Source organism: Streptococcus oralis subsp. oralis (assembly GCF_002096445.1).
Taxonomy (GTDB): domain Bacteria; phylum Bacillota; class Bacilli; order Lactobacillales; family Streptococcaceae; genus Streptococcus; species Streptococcus oralis_N.
Genome location: NZ_NCUK01000013.1, coordinates 740,832 through 755,362, shown reverse-complemented (window position 1 = coordinate 755,362; position 14,531 = coordinate 740,832). Strand labels below are relative to the sequence as shown.

The window sequence follows — 14,531 nt, the reverse complement described above, 5'->3', positions numbered from 1 at the left end:
GTACCTTCTAGTCGGTAATCCGTTGGTACATTTCTGGTCTTCTATCACGAAACAGTCCCCAGTTGAGGCGTTCACTTGCTCCCTTGTCAAGGTCATAGGTCGCTAATAGAACAGCTTCACCTTGTCTTTCAGCTTTCTCTAGAATAGCTCCTGTTTCATCCGTCATAAAGGACGAACCGTAGAAATTAAGACTGGAACTCTGTCCACCATTTTCCTCACTAGGAGTGACTTCTTCTAAACCATAACGATTGGCTGCAATGACTGGGACAATATTTGCTGCTGCGTGCCCTTGCATGGTACGTTGCCAATGTCCACAACTATCCGTATCCAAAATTGGCTCTGAACCGATGGCTGTTGGATAAAAGAGTAACTCTGCTCCATTTAATGCAAGACAACGCGCTGTTTCAGGGAACCATTGATCCCAACAAATACCGATACCAATGTTAGCATAGCGAGTATTCCAGACCTTGAAACCAGTGTTACCAGGCGTGAAATAAAATTTTTCTTGATAATAATGGTCATCTGGTATGTGGGTCTTCCGATAAACGCCAAGAACCTCACCATCTGCATCAATAACGGCAATAGAGTTATACAAGACATTGCCATCTTTTTCATAGAAACTGATTGGTAAAACGACCTTTAGCTCCTTGGCAATTGTTTTAAAATGCTGAATGGCAGTATTTTCTGCTACAGATTGGGCATACTGGTAGTAGTCATACTGACGTTCCTGGCAGAAATAGGGACGTTCAAACAACTCTGGTAAGAGGATGATTTGTGCGCCTTGTTCTGCAGCCTGACGTACTAAACGCTCTGCGGTTTGGATATTTGTTGCTACATCCTTGGCGCATTGCATCTGGATCGCTGCAACTCTTACATTTCTCATCTTTTTCTCCTATTCTGGGATTTGTTGGGTGATACAGTGGATATTTCCACCACCTAAAAGAATGTCTCTGGCTGGTATTCCGACAATTTTACGGTCTGGGAAACACTTACTGAGGATATCCAAGGCCAATTGGTCATTGACATCCTCAAACTGGGGAACCAAGACAGACTTGTTGGCAATATAGAAATTGACATAGGAAGCTGCAAGACGTTCACCTGCATAACGCTCCTCTTCCCCTTCTTCATAGGTATAGCCTGGCAAATCTTCTTTAGTGACAACCTGATGAATAGCTGGGATTGGAAGTTTATGAATAGTGAAGGGACGCCCTTTTGCATCCGTTTCCTTCTCTAAAAGGGCAAGGTCAGCTGCAGACATGGCATACTGAGGATCGTTTTGATCATCTGTCCAAGCTAAGACAAGCTCAGCAGGGCCAACGAAGGCTGCAACATTGTCAACATGTTCATTGGTTTCGTCCTGATAAATACCATAAGGAAGCCAAATAATTTTTTCAGCTCCAAGGCTCTCAAATAAGGTGTTTTCGATTTCCTCTTTAGTCAGGTGAGGATTACGACCAGCGCTTAGTAGGCAACTTTCAGTCACAAGAATGGTTCCTTGACCATCGCTGTGTATGGCTCCGCCTTCCAGTACAAAAGGTTTGGCATCATAGATAGGCATTTCCAAGGACTCAGCAAACCGACTGGCTACCTGGTTATCCTCTTCATAATCTTGATAAAGACCATCCACCGCGCCACCCCATGCATTAAAAGACCAATCGACTGCCAATTTTTCTCTTTTATCATTGACGAGAATGGTCGGACCCGTATCACGCGCCCAGGCATCATTAGTAGGAATATCTAGATAAACAACCTTTTCTCCAAGATAGGATTGGGCTTCAGATAGATGGTCCTGCTCCACCAAAATATAGACTCTTTCCCCCTGAGCAATAGTTTTGATGATTTGGCTAAAGGCCTTCTTAGCAGCCTTTCCTTGGAAGGGCCATGAACCTGGTCGAGTTGGCCAGATCATGAGGGTACCATGATGGGGTTCATACTCTGCTGGCATACGATAACCTAATTTTTTTGGACTGTTCATCATGATAATCTCCCTTTAAAGTCTTGATAGCCGAAGGCTTTGACTAAGCTGCAGTCTCCCTGCTCGTCCATAAGATAGAGACTTGGCAATCCAATACCATTAAAGGTATTATTTTTAACAAAGGAGTAGATTGCCATGTCTTCGAAATAAAGTCTATCACCGATTTGGACTGGATTTTCAAAACTATAATCACCAATCACATCACCCGTCAGACAGGTATTGGAAGAAAGTCTATAGGTATGGGCTTTTTCCTGCGGTTCAAATCCATTTCTCAAAGGTGGACGATAGGGCATTTCAAGTACATCTGGCATATGGCAGGTCGCGGAGGCATCTAAAACCAAAATATCCATACCGTTTTCGACAATGTCCAATACTTCAGTTGCTAGATAACCCGCATTAAGCGCAATAGCTTCACCCGGCTCGATATAGACTTCAAGATTGTAAGTATCTCGGATACGCTTGATTTCAGAAATCAGCAAATTCACATCGTAGTCTTCTCTTGTGATGTGGTGGCCACCACCCATATTAAGCCATTTGACCTCATGTAAATAAGGTCCGAACTGTTCTTCTACTGCTTTCAAAGTTGTCTCTAAATCCTCTAAACCTTGCTCACAAAGAGTATGAAAATGAAGTCCGTCCACTAAATCCAACAAATCACTAGGAATTTTATCAAGTGTCACACCAAAACGAGATCCAGGTGCACAAGGGTCATAGAGCGCGTGATCTCCTTGAGTTGAACACTGAGGGTTGAGGCGCAAACCGACACTGATACCAGACTCTCGGCAACGAGCACCATGTTTACGCAACTGTCTCTCGGAGTTAAAAACGATATGGTCAGATATTTGTAGTAGCTCTTCCATATCTGATTCCTTGAAAGCAGGCGCAAAGACATGGACTTCCCCCGGGAATTCTTCTCTAGCCAGCTTCGCTTCATAGAGTCCACTAGCTGTCGTACCTGATAGATACTGGCTAATCAAGGGATAGGTTTTATAGAGGGAATAAGCCTTCTGGGCAAGTAAAACCTTGCAACCGGCTTCTTCTTGAACATACTGTAGAATGCGACAATTCTCTTCTAATTTTCCTAAGTCAATGATATAAGAAGGTGTGGGTACTTGTTCTAACTTCATTAGTCCACCATTTGTGGATTTTCAACCACAACCCATGGCAAGCCGTACTCATTCAAAGCTTCCATAAATGGATCTGGATCCAATTCTTCAAGGTTGTAAACTCCAGGTTGTTTCCAAGTTCCATTCATCACTAATTTAGTCCCAATCATGGCTGGAACGCCTGTTGTGTAAGAAATTGCTTGTGAACCAACTTCTGCGTAACATTCCTGATGATCACAAACATTGTAGATATAGATAGTCTTTTTAACACCGTCTTTGACACCTGTAAAGATACAGCCGATATTGGTCTTTCCAACTGTACGTGGGCCAAGGCTGGCTGGATCAGGAAGCAAGGCTTTTAAGAATTGAATCGGTACAATGTCTTGTCCATTAAAGTTAATAGCATCCGTACGAAGGAGACCAACGTTTTCCAAGCATTTCATATGCGTTAGATAGGATTGGCCAAAAGTCATAAAGAAACGAATGCGTTTAACACCTGGAATGTTTTTGGCAAGTGATTCAATTTCTTCATGGTGAAGGAGATACATGTCTTTCTGTCCAACTTGAGGGAAATCATACTCACGCTTGATAGACATGGCTTCGACTTCGACCCATTTTCCATCTTCCCAGTAAGAACCTGGCGCAGAAACCTCGCGGAGATTGATTTCTGGGTTAAAGTTTGTTGCAAATGGATAACCGTGGTCACCACCATTACAGTCTAGAATGTCGATATAGTAGATTTCATCAAAATAGTGTTTAAGGGCGTAAGCAGAAAAGACGCTGGTCACACCTGGGTCAAAACCAGATCCAAGCAGAGCAGTCAAGCCAGCTTCTTTGAATTTCTCCTGATAAGCCCATTGCCATGAGTAGTCAAAGTAGGCTGTAAAACCAAGTTCCTTGCAGCGTTTTTCATAGATAGCACGCCATTCGGGATCTTCTGTGTCCTCAGCCTCATAGTTGGCGGTATCGATATAGTGGACACCTGTTGCCAAGCAAGCATCCATAATGGTCAAATCTTGATAAGGCAGAGCTACGTTCAAAACAGCTTCTGGTTTGTAGCTTTCAATCAAAGCAATCACTTCTTCTACCTTGTCTGCATCAAGAGCAGCTGTCTCAATCTTTGTACTTGTTTTGCCTTCTAATTTAGCCTTCAAGTCATCACATTTTGACTTGGTACGGCTAGCAATCATAATTTCTGTAAAAGTTTCGCTATCTTGGCAAATCTTTGAAATAGCAACTTGGGCAACGCCCCCACATCCAATAACTAGTAAACGACTCATTTTTTTCCTTCCTCTTCTTCTAAAATGTCTTCCACATACTTGGGCAACATAAAGGCCCCCACATGTAAGTTTGCAGTGTAGTATTCTGTGAAAAGCTGGCGTTTTTTCCAGCCTTCCTTGTCAAAATCTTTGACAGGGTGGTATTTTTTCGATGCAAATCCAAATAGCCAATAGCCAGCTGGACTGGTTGGGATGTGCGCCTGATAAACCCGACTGATTGGAAAGGCTTGATTGACCTTGCGGTGCATACTTCGGCAAGCTGACTCATCCTCGTCAAAGAAGGGACTCCCATGCTGGTAAATCATGATGCCGTCTTCTTTGAGAGCTCTGTAACTGTTACCGTAAAATTCCTTGGTAAAGAGTCCTTCCGTATGGCCAAATGGATCTGTCGCATCGTTGATAATGATATCGTAATCATCTTCGCAGTTTCGCAAAAAGCGTAGCCCGTTTTGGTAGTAAATGGTGACACGAGGATCATCTAGCCCCGCAGCAAAGTCTGGGAAATACTCTCGACAAACCTCAACCAACATCTCATCTGGTTCCACAATATCGATTTGTTCCAATTCTGGATACAGTGTCAAAACTTGGGCAACACCACCGTCGCCACCCCCTATAACCAAGACTTTCTTAGGATTTGGGTGGACAGCCATGGGAACGTGAACCGTCATTTCGTTGTAGACAAAATCATCTGCATCTGAAAACAAGACATGGCCATTTAAAATCAGTATTTTCCCAAAAGCTGGTGTATCCAAGACTTCGATATCTTGCCATTCACTTTTACCAGCGTAGAGTTGTTTGGCTGTTCTCAAGGACAATTTCACATCTGGAGTATGAACTTCAGAAAACCATAAATCCATCTAGTTCTCCTTTCTCTTAATGACGTTGATGTGATTGACCTCTGGATCTTCCGTCCCTTGGAGGGAGCAACCACGTTCCTTGGCAAATTGGATATAGTCTACAATTTCTCGTGTAATGCGTTCACCTGGTGCTAGGATTGGAATTCCTGGAGGATAGCACATGACAAATTCTCCACAGACTTGTCCAACAGACTCGTCTAAAGTTAAACATTTTCTCTCTGAATAGAATGCTTCTTGCGGAGACAGCACCAACTCGGGCTGGATATATTCACCAGCAATCAAGTCCTTCCCATCTCTCGAGTAGAGTCTCTTGATATCCGCCAAAGCACCAACCAGACGCTCGATGTCTTGGATGCGGTCACCGATTGAAATATAGGCCAATATATTGCCAATATCCCCGAATTCAATCTGAATATCGTATTCGTCTCGTAAGAGGTCATAAACCTCGATACCTGTTAGCCCAATTCCCTGAGTATAGACAGACAACTTGGTCACGTCAAAATCACAAACAGACACACCGTCTATGAGCTCTTTTGAGTAGGCATAATAACCACCGATAGCATTGATTTCACGACGAGCATACTCAGATAGTTCAATGACTTTCTCAAAAGACTCTTTGCCACGAAGGGCTAAGTTGCGACGAGAAATATCCAAACTAGACATAAGTAGGTAAGAGGCAGATGTAGACTGGGTCAGGTTAATGATCTGACGAACGTACTCAGGATTCATCTGCTCCCCGATAAGAAGGATGGAGCTCTGGGTCAAACTCCCACCAGACTTATGCATAGAGACCGCCGCCATATCAGCGCCAGCATCCATAGCAGACAGCGGCAATTTATCTGTAAAATGCAAATGCGCTCCATGGGCTTCATCCACTAAAACCATCATGCCAGCTTCGTGAGCCATTTCCGTTAAACCCTTGAGGTCTGAACAAATCCCATAGTAAGTAGGATTGTTGATTAGGATAGCTTTAGCATCTGGATGTTCCTTAATGGCCTGTGCAACACGGTCATTTTCAAGACCTAAAGCGATACCGATTTTAGGATCCACACTCATCTCGATATAGATGGGAATGGCACCACATAGAACCAGCGCATTGATAGCAGATTTGTGAACATTACGTGGCAGAATAATCTTATCTCCTGCCTTACAGGTGGAAAGAATCATGGTCTGAACTGATGAGGTTGTTCCCCCAATCATGAGAAAGGCATGGGCTGCACCAAAAGCATCCGCAGCTAATTCCTCCGCATCCCGAATAATCGAAATGGGATGACCAAGATTATCCAAGGGTTTCATAGAATTGACATCAATGCCAACACATTTTTCTCCTAACAGTTCGACAAGTTCTGGATTTCCTCGTCCACGCTTGTGACCTGGCACATCAAAGGGGACAATCCTTTTCTTGCGTAGTTTGACCAAAGCCTCGTAAATTGGGGCTTGGTTTTGATCTAACTTCTTCAAGACATACTCCTTTACCGTATTTTTAGCACCTCAAGAAGATAAAGGCGACTAAAGGTTGACTTATGAAAAAAGAGCAGGTTTTCACCTGCTCTGCAATCTTCTGACGTGTGTATTTTGGTTTCTGTTGAGTATGTCTGTTCCTGATGTTTCCTAACTCTCTAGTAGCAAATATTACGTACTTTATTGATCGTTTCACAAGATGACGTGTGCTTTCACCACACTAAAATTTATGAATTAGGACAAGTGTCCTAACATCAACTTATAAAAGTAGGCTTTTAACCCTATCAATAATGTGGCTTTTCAACCACGCTTCGGCATTCAACCCTGCCTGTCCGTAGGCATTTTTTACTCGGGTTTATATTTGCTAGAAAACATCTTCTCATTTTCTAAGCCTTATAACTATATCATGTTTACAAGAGCTTGTAAAGGATTTTGTGAAACTTTTTTAAAGAATTTCTTTTTTTGTTCGCAAAATATTATTCAACAATAAAAAGAAATCGCTTTAAAGCGTTATAGACATAAGAAAAAAGAAACTACAACCATTAGCTGCTTCAATAATCTTAAAGTATAACTTGATATTGAAAATCAGTTCTTTTCATCAGATTTTATACACATTTCTAGCTAGGAAGTGCGAATCAACTGCTCCAATTCTACTTCTGAAAGCTGTCCTTGATTGTAAAGTTTTCTAAGTAAATCCTCATCTACAGTAATTGAATAGTAATCCGTCACAAACTCATGAAATTTCTCAAAACTGTCAAAGAAATAGGATAACAACCATTCGCCACCGTCCTGCTCTTGGTAGGTATTTTGATGCTCTTGACCGTCATACCAGATAAAGAAAGTTGTTTCATCTTTTTGCTCTTCTGAATATAGGTTTTGATACTTTACATCCAGTCCTTTATAAAATCCGTCTATGATGTCTTGATTCCACTCATCCGCAGCAAATTGACTCAAACTGCTTTCATGATCAAAGCCCTTTATAAGGATCATTTTATCAGTGAACATCACATCTAGAGAATCACCAGAACCATTGTCGATAAGGTAACGAACCCCATAGCTTCCCTCAGTCTTAACGATCAATCGAAGCCAGGTCTCATTTGGATCTGTTCGATACTCATCAATGACAAGCAAGGCATCTAAACGTGTCTTGGCATTTTCCCATTCAATTCTTCCCATCTCTTTAGTCCTCCATCTTAAAGTTTAAAATCTATTATGCTTACAAATTCTATAACCAATTTCTACCTATTCCGTCCAACTATACTTTGGAATATTTCCTTCACCAGACAAATCATCAGGTGTACGATTTTCTAGATGTGCATTCATCAGGCACCTGACTAACAGTGGTAAAAGTAGTTAACAAATAGTCACTAAGACATTTCCTTTGAGAGTTAAGATTTTCTTATAAAAGTTTTTCATTTTTACAAAACAGGTTCGAATATCATCCTTGATTTCTTCCTCTTCATCAAGATAATCCCAAATATCGGGATACAAATCTGCCTTCTTGCATGCTTCCATGCTAAAGTCAGCCAGAGCCTTATCCATATCAAAATTCTCTAAAGCTTGGACAATTTCAGTTATCTTTGAGTGTTCAGTATAGGCTATATACTCCGATACATTTTCTAAAGGAGTCACTCCCAAGACAGCTTCTCTCAAGGGGTCGTCATCCATAAATTCTGAACTATTAAAACCTGTCATAACAAAGAGCAAGGCATCCCACATTTTGTCAATATCTATCAACGTATCATTTCCCTCAGGATAATCCTCTACCAAGTCAAGCAATTCCTCTTCCTGACGAGAATACCGCTTTATTTGGCTTAATTCATTGTCAGACAGATATTGATAATTAGCAATCATTCCCATAATGTTTCCTCCTATTGGTCCCCTTTCTTGAAAAAGGCAAGAAATCTACTGTTTTTGGACACTCCTCCTTATTTCTCCTTCTCATCTTCTGTCACTTCCCAGACTTCTGACTGATAACCCTCACCATCTATATCATAGCGCTGCATATAGCCAATAAATCTTTCCTTTTTATTTGACTTACGAGGCTTGAGAATGTTTACAGCCCAGAATCCGATAAGAATGAGAAATAAAAGCGCTATTACAGTCTCCATATTATTTCTCCTTTGCCTATCTTAATAACCTTCAACCCACTTTTCATTATCCATGATAAAAGGTTTGGCCAGTCCATCACCTGTATAATCCGCATACTTTGTAGCTAAATACTTGTAACAATCTTCCTTGCTCTCAAACTTAATAGCTTGATAAGGCTCTTCAAAAGTCAGTTTCTCTACAAATAAGAAACCCTCCTCAGCTGGCACTAAAACACCAACGTGACCGACAAAAAGATACTATCCATCCAAATTATCATGCAACACAACAGACAACATTCGAGCTTTATCATTGAATTGAAACTGTGAGAAGAATTTCTCCATCTTCTGCGCATGAACTTTTACATCCATCGTTGCTTCCGTCGCTACCCTAGAAAATAGAATATCAAACTCTTCCTTATCTTTCGCATCAAATACTTTTCCCTTATCGATAGCATCGTTATCCACAAAAAGTAGCTGATCATTCTTTTCAAGCTTTGGAATTGTGACCGAATTTTTCAAGAGCGCATAGCTATTGATGCGGCAGTTGGTTCCGACAAAGTCACCCTTTTTTTGATTCCATAGATTACTAATTTTCTCTACGTCGTATTCTGTCTTCGTAAAGGAGGCAAAATTTCCACTTAAGCCAGTAGAGCCGACAGTCGCATTATAGTCTGTGACAAGATTGAAAAATGCCTCAACACTATTTGGGTCCAAGTGAGCTGATAAGAGAGATTTGACCTCTTCGATACTGACCTGATTGTTCAGATTGGTATATGAAGCCGTCCAAGGAACTTTATCCGAACTGATCTGTGTCTGGTTTGCAGCTTCAGTGCTCGTATTATTTTGGTGACAAGCAGCCAAGCCAAGAAATAAGGGCAAACACAGTCCCAAGGCTACTACTTTTCTCGTTCGTTTCATGAAATTTCCTTTCTAAAGCAAAAGTCTCTATTTTTCTTTAAACACTCTTCACTAATCCCTCATCCGATAATCCGTGACTTAGCTTTATTATACTACATAAGTCAAAAAAAGACTGCACGAATCACCTATTCATAACAGTCTTTTTGAGTACGATTTTTATCGGATGATAAAACCTTTAGGCAAAATCGCCAGTTGCAGTCCCAATTCTTGGCAATGACTGGCTAGCGCCACAGCATCACTATCGACAAGATAATTTTCACTTGATTGGTTAAAAATAGCTTGGAGTTTTTGTCCATCATTATTCCATTCTAGAGAAAGCACATCAGGCTTGATTTCTTGCAGACTATAGGTTCCATGTTGGATAATGCCTGAAGCATCCTTACGAAGCTGAATCAATTTCTTCATAAAATTCAACATCTCATTGCTATCGGAAACACGTTCCCAAGGCATGACACGACGACAATCTGGATCTGGTCCTCCATCTAACTCCAACTCAGTTCCATAGTAGAAACACGGTGTCCCTCTTTGTAAAAAGAGGAAAGCAAGAGCCGACTTAACGAGTTGAACATCTTCCTTGGCAGTAGTCAAAATGCGCTCCGTATCATGCGAATCCAAAAGATTGAACATCACTTCAGAAATCTGTTGTCTATAGTACATAGACTGGCTATTGATCTCATTGATGAATTGAGGTGATTTCTTAACCCCTCGCAAGAAATAATCCTTGATAGTATCAGAGAGAGGATAGTTCATAACTGCGTGGAATTCATCTCCATTTAGCCAGGGCTGGGAAGTGTGCCAGACCTCTCCAAGAATATAAAGGTCAGGCTTTTTAGCCAAGACAGCCTTATGGAAATCTCGCCAAAATTGGTGGTCGACTTCATTTGCCACATCCAGTCGCCAAGCATCAATATCAAACTCTTCAATCCAGTAGGTCGCAACGCTTAGCAAATAGTCTCTCACTTGAGGATTGCCCGTATTGAGCTTGGGCATATAGCTGGCAAAAGCGAAGGTATGATAAGGGAGTTTTCTTGGATTTCCAAGCTTATCTTTGGTCACGGGAAATTCTTGAACATGGAACCAATCTTTGTAAACAGAATCTTCACCATGCTTGAGGACATCTTGCCACTGCGGAGACTGATCCCCGATATGATTGAAAACAGCATCCAGCATGATTTTCATGCCTTTCTGATGGGCCTCCTCCACCAGTTTACGAAAGGTTTCCTTGTCTCCAAAATGACGGTCAATTTCGAAATAATGCGTCGTATTATACTTGTGATTGCTTGGGGATTCAAAAATTGGACAGAGATAAAGTCCTGTAATCCCCAAATCTTGCAAGTAATCCAGATGGTCAATAATGCCCTGTAAATCACCACCAAAGAAATCGCTCGTCTTTGGCTTGATAGAGGAATCCCAAGCTAGGGCCCCCTCTGGAGAAATCTCAGGATTGCCATTAGCAAAGCGTTCTGGGAAAATCTGGTACCATGCCGTCTTTGCTACCCAGTCAGGAACATGACAAGCATCAATCTCATGGATATACGGAATTTTAAATCCATTTCCTTCATAATGAAGATTTTCTAGCGTGTTTGCAACACATCCCTTATCGCCATACAAAATACTCTGACCTAGCTTATCTTTGAGTTCAAAAAGATACTGGAGTCGCGCATAGCCAACTGAAACTTCCGCTTGCCAGTAATCAAATAAGGCATCAGAAGTTACTTTGACCATCGCCTTGCTTGCTTCATAATGGTCCTCTAAAAAGATAAAAGTATCTCCATAATGCAAATGGATGCTTTCAATATCATCTTTCTTAGTCCGGATACGAATGTGCATTATCTTATCCTTATAGAGATAAGCATACTCCGACTCTGGTCTATGGTAAATGGCAGTTAATTCCATTGTATCTGTCTCCTAGTTTACTTTGAATCGCTTTGCAACGCAAACGTTTTCATAATTTTAATTCTAGTATACTACTTTAAAATTTTATTTTCAAGACTAGTCCGTAATTTTGAGTAGATTGTTTTTCAAAATAAAAAAGCAGCCAGTCTTACAACTTGCTACTTTTCAAATGATGATTTACAAATGTCTTTCCAGCCACTCTATCTTTTTAAAATCCTTATTGTTATTGTGGTCATTTCGATAGGAATCTTGGGAAGAAGCTTTATATATACTGAAATACTGTTCTAAACTTGGAACACGAAACGTGATGTCCTCGAGATGAATCAGCTCTATATCTGATTCCGAAACTCCTGCAAAATCAGGTAAAGAATCGATACTTCCGAATTCAACGCTCACACCATCTTTTTGGAATTCGTGCTCATGAATATCTATTAAGGTATAGCCTAAGTGTTTCATCACTTTCATTATCTTGTCCCAGTCATAAATTCTGAGATGATCAGGCGCTTCCCAGCCTCTAGGATCTCCAGGAACATGAATATCAATGTCAGACGGCTGCCATTCTTCATTTGAACGGTATTCAAACCCCAAAGACCCCATGAGCGTCGGAGTGATTCCGACTTGGTTTAAATGTGAACAAATTGTTCGAAATTCATCAAATAGAGAATTCATCCTTCCTCCAATCCTTGATAAAACTTGATTTCTCAGTGAAAGACAAACTTGTTTCTACCATCTACTCTTTCGGTTGTGAAAAGACTTCAATATGCTGGCCCAGTACCTTGATTTCTACAGGTAGGTTATCCGATTTATCGCCGTCAACATCTGACTCCAATTCACTATCTGAAGAGATTTTAATATTACGTGCTCTGATATACTCAATATTATCATTGCCAACAACATCCCCTTTTAGTAAATCAGGAATAACGGATAATTTAGAGAATATAGAAGCATCTTTTAGAATCAAAATATTAGCATAGCCATCTTTGTCTTCTTCAAAGATTTTCTTATCAGCGAAGTAATTTGTCAAGAGAACCAAAACATGACTAGCTTCACCATCATAATTTCCATTTTCTGTCTCAATCTTAATGTTAAAGACCTGATCCGTCATCACAGACTTCATGGTATTTACAGCATAGGCAAGAATACCAAATTTTGTTTTGTCCTCGATCTCCACATTGTGAATCGCCTCAGGCAGAGAACCGATACTAAAAATATAACCAAAATAGTTATCATTTGCTTTACCGATATCAATCTTGTTGGTTAAATTAAAATCGAGTTCATCTATCGCGCCATCGATGTCTTGATTGATTTCCAACAGTTTTGTAATGAGGTTGCCCGTACCGCCAGGGATAATCCCTAACTTCGGAGTGTAGTCTCTCTCAGCAATACCCGAAATGACTTCGTTTACAGTCCCATCTCCACCAAAACACACCACTGCATCGTACTGCTCACGAGACGCTTCCTCAGCAAAGTGTGTTGCATCCAGTGCTTTTTCGGTAATTTTGGTTTCAACATGCTCAAAATATTCTTTTGCTTTATTCTCCAGCTTTTCTTTGTAATCCAAAGCCTTTTCCCCACCAGAGGTAGGGTTGATAATTAACATTACTTTTTTCATTGATTTTCTCCTTAATATTCGTTAGAAATCTTTATATTTCATTATATGAAACTAAATGTATCCCTATTATACAATGAAAATTCAGAAAAGAGAAATCTGACGTACTGGGCATTAATTTATAAAAACATAGACAAAGAGTTTACTGTGAATTTCGAGCATATAAAACATAGTTTAAAGTAAAGATTATCAGATAATATCAAACGATTGGCGCTAGAATATTAACGATTATCTAAAATAAAGAAAGCATTTTATTAATCTGTTTGCCATTAAATCCAGCTTGCGCGAAAATCTCTTTAAAAATTTCTTTTACCTCGTCCTCTTCCTTTTTCTTCCAATCCCCATGAAATTTATTTTCAATTCGGTAACTTCTTTGAATAATCACTTTTACATGATTGATTAAAAATTCTTTTGCTAATTTATGTTCATTTTCTTGAATGAGATGTAAGTAATGACAACTTAATGAAACAACATAGTCTTCTTTGAGACTTGGAACAGTATTCTTTATGATTAAACTATCCTTGTCAAAACAATCTTCAAAATAGTAATCTGTGATGAATTTGTTTAGATCTTCTCCCCAGTTTTCTTTAATCCAATCTCTCCAGTTTTGATGGGGACCACCTTTATGACAATTAATTATTATATTCATCTTCCAAAGCCAGTTATCTGCTCCATCACTTCCAGGGATGAAACTTTCCACCACTGGCATCATATTTCCACACCAATAGTAAACAATAGCAAAAGCTTTAAAATAAGGTTCCAAATCATGTGGTATTTCTAAATCACCTTTTAATATCCCGTCTTTTATTTCTTTACCACCTTTTAAGCTAGTTTCGACACTTGCAATTCTTTCACAAGGTAGCTTAATTGAAGTAAGGATGTCAGCCGTAAGTGCAATACCTTTCGATTTATTGACAAGCAAATGAGCTCCCTTATAGCCTGATTCTGATTTTTCTTTATATGCTTCAATCTCATTATATTTTTGGGCATCCATTAAAGTATTATATTGATTAACTGAGTTTTGAAACTTAATAATCCCCCAATCATCTTCCTCATAAAAAGGATACTTCTTATAAAAATCCATTGCCTTTTTACGTACTTCAAATTCACAATTGACATTATCACTATCTGTAATATCTACTTTATTAATAAACTCATTTACTTGTATCATAAAATATCCTCCATATTTTTTTATTATATAAATCCGTTTAAAAAGACAAATAGATGTGTGTAAATTTACACTAGCTCACTACTTACTCCGTCTTCAGAAAAAATATCCTTGACTTGCTCAAAATCGCTTAAAATGATTGTAACTTACTTTAAACTTAGATACTGCTTT

The 14,531-nt window shown here is 39.8% G+C and carries 13 protein-coding genes and 1 pseudogene; all 14 read right to left on the bottom strand.

Annotated elements, in window-relative coordinates; all coding sequences use genetic code 11:
- Positions 1-7 precede the first annotated feature (7 nt).
- Entirely contained in the window at positions 8-883 is an 876-nt protein-coding gene (gene aguB, locus B7721_RS07035; protein ID WP_084878240.1) for an N-carbamoylputrescine amidase, read from the bottom strand.
- Between the two features lie 9 nt (positions 884-892).
- Positions 893-1,978 carry an agmatine deiminase gene (gene aguA, locus B7721_RS07030; RefSeq protein ID WP_084878238.1) on the bottom strand — a complete coding sequence of 362 codons (1,086 nt, stop codon included), beginning with the start codon at positions 1,976-1,978 and terminating at the stop codon, positions 893-895.
- Positions 1,975-3,102 carry a carboxynorspermidine decarboxylase gene (nspC, locus tag B7721_RS07025; protein WP_084878237.1) on the bottom strand — a complete coding sequence of 376 codons (1,128 nt, stop codon included), beginning with the start codon at positions 3,100-3,102 and terminating at the stop codon, positions 1,975-1,977. The genes aguA and nspC overlap by 4 nt, the downstream gene beginning before the upstream one ends.
- A complete protein-coding gene (locus B7721_RS07020) occupies positions 3,102-4,361 on the bottom strand; it encodes a saccharopine dehydrogenase family protein (RefSeq protein WP_084878235.1) in 1,260 nt (419 codons plus the stop codon). Before B7721_RS07020 ends, nspC begins: the two co-directional genes overlap by 1 nt.
- Positions 4,358-5,218 (bottom strand): polyamine aminopropyltransferase, encoded by an 861-nt coding sequence (speE, locus tag B7721_RS07015; RefSeq protein ID WP_000366713.1) that lies wholly within the window; start codon positions 5,216-5,218, stop codon positions 4,358-4,360. Before speE ends, B7721_RS07020 begins: the two co-directional genes overlap by 4 nt.
- The gene (locus B7721_RS07010) at positions 5,219-6,679 is read right to left on the bottom strand and encodes an aminotransferase class I/II-fold pyridoxal phosphate-dependent enzyme (protein WP_084878233.1); all 1,461 of its coding nucleotides are present in this window, start codon (positions 6,677-6,679) and stop codon (positions 5,219-5,221) included.
- Between the two features lie 621 nt (positions 6,680-7,300).
- Positions 7,301-7,855 carry a hypothetical protein gene (locus B7721_RS07005; RefSeq protein WP_000532578.1) on the bottom strand — a complete coding sequence of 185 codons (555 nt, stop codon included), beginning with the start codon at positions 7,853-7,855 and terminating at the stop codon, positions 7,301-7,303.
- Positions 7,856-8,032: 177 nt separating this feature from the next.
- A complete protein-coding gene (locus tag B7721_RS07000; protein WP_000525332.1) occupies positions 8,033-8,539 on the bottom strand; it encodes a YfbM family protein in 507 nt (168 codons plus the stop codon).
- 68 nt (positions 8,540-8,607) lie between these two features.
- Positions 8,608-8,790 (bottom strand): hypothetical protein, encoded by a 183-nt coding sequence (locus B7721_RS06995; RefSeq protein WP_049478261.1) that lies wholly within the window; start codon positions 8,788-8,790, stop codon positions 8,608-8,610.
- A 21-nt stretch (positions 8,791-8,811) separates the two neighbouring features.
- Positions 8,812-9,687 (bottom strand): annotated as a pseudogene (locus B7721_RS06990) (DUF4300 family protein).
- 156 nt (positions 9,688-9,843) lie between these two features.
- Complete coding sequence (locus B7721_RS06985) at positions 9,844-11,583, bottom strand: glycoside hydrolase family 13 protein (protein WP_084878232.1); 1,740 nt, start codon at positions 11,581-11,583, stop codon at positions 9,844-9,846.
- Between the two features lie 177 nt (positions 11,584-11,760).
- A complete protein-coding gene (locus tag B7721_RS06980; RefSeq protein ID WP_084878230.1) occupies positions 11,761-12,252 on the bottom strand; it encodes a nucleotidyltransferase domain-containing protein in 492 nt (163 codons plus the stop codon).
- 61 nt (positions 12,253-12,313) lie between these two features.
- Positions 12,314-13,195 (bottom strand): diacylglycerol/lipid kinase family protein, encoded by an 882-nt coding sequence (locus B7721_RS06975; protein WP_084849650.1) that lies wholly within the window; start codon positions 13,193-13,195, stop codon positions 12,314-12,316.
- Positions 13,196-13,424: 229 nt separating this feature from the next.
- Positions 13,425-14,363 carry a hypothetical protein gene (locus B7721_RS10320; RefSeq protein ID WP_239823806.1) on the bottom strand — a complete coding sequence of 313 codons (939 nt, stop codon included), beginning with the start codon at positions 14,361-14,363 and terminating at the stop codon, positions 13,425-13,427.
- Positions 14,364-14,531 lie beyond the last annotated feature (168 nt).

Coding starts and splice junctions, on each gene's coding strand:
- aguB (WP_084878240.1), bottom strand. CDS start 883: ATGAGAAATGTAAGAGTTGCAGCGATCCAGATGCAATGCGCCAAGGAT.
- aguA (WP_084878238.1), bottom strand. CDS start 1,978: ATGATGAACAGTCCAAAAAAATTAGGTTATCGTATGCCAGCAGAGTAT.
- nspC (WP_084878237.1), bottom strand. CDS start 3,102: ATGAAGTTAGAACAAGTACCCACACCTTCTTATATCATTGACTTAGGA.
- B7721_RS07020 (WP_084878235.1), bottom strand. CDS start 4,361: ATGAGTCGTTTACTAGTTATTGGATGTGGGGGCGTTGCCCAAGTTGCT.
- speE (WP_000366713.1), bottom strand. CDS start 5,218: ATGGATTTATGGTTTTCTGAAGTTCATACTCCAGATGTGAAATTGTCC.
- B7721_RS07005 (WP_000532578.1), bottom strand. CDS start 7,855: ATGGGAAGAATTGAATGGGAAAATGCCAAGACACGTTTAGATGCCTTG.
- B7721_RS07000 (WP_000525332.1), bottom strand. CDS start 8,539: ATGGGAATGATTGCTAATTATCAATATCTGTCTGACAATGAATTAAGC.
- B7721_RS06995 (WP_049478261.1), bottom strand. CDS start 8,790: ATGGAGACTGTAATAGCGCTTTTATTTCTCATTCTTATCGGATTCTGG.
- B7721_RS06985 (WP_084878232.1), bottom strand. CDS start 11,583: ATGGAATTAACTGCCATTTACCATAGACCAGAGTCGGAGTATGCTTAT.
- B7721_RS06980 (WP_084878230.1), bottom strand. CDS start 12,252: ATGAATTCTCTATTTGATGAATTTCGAACAATTTGTTCACATTTAAAC.
- B7721_RS06975 (WP_084849650.1), bottom strand. CDS start 13,195: ATGAAAAAAGTAATGTTAATTATCAACCCTACCTCTGGTGGGGAAAAG.
- B7721_RS10320 (WP_239823806.1), bottom strand. CDS start 14,363: ATGATACAAGTAAATGAGTTTATTAATAAAGTAGATATTACAGATAGT.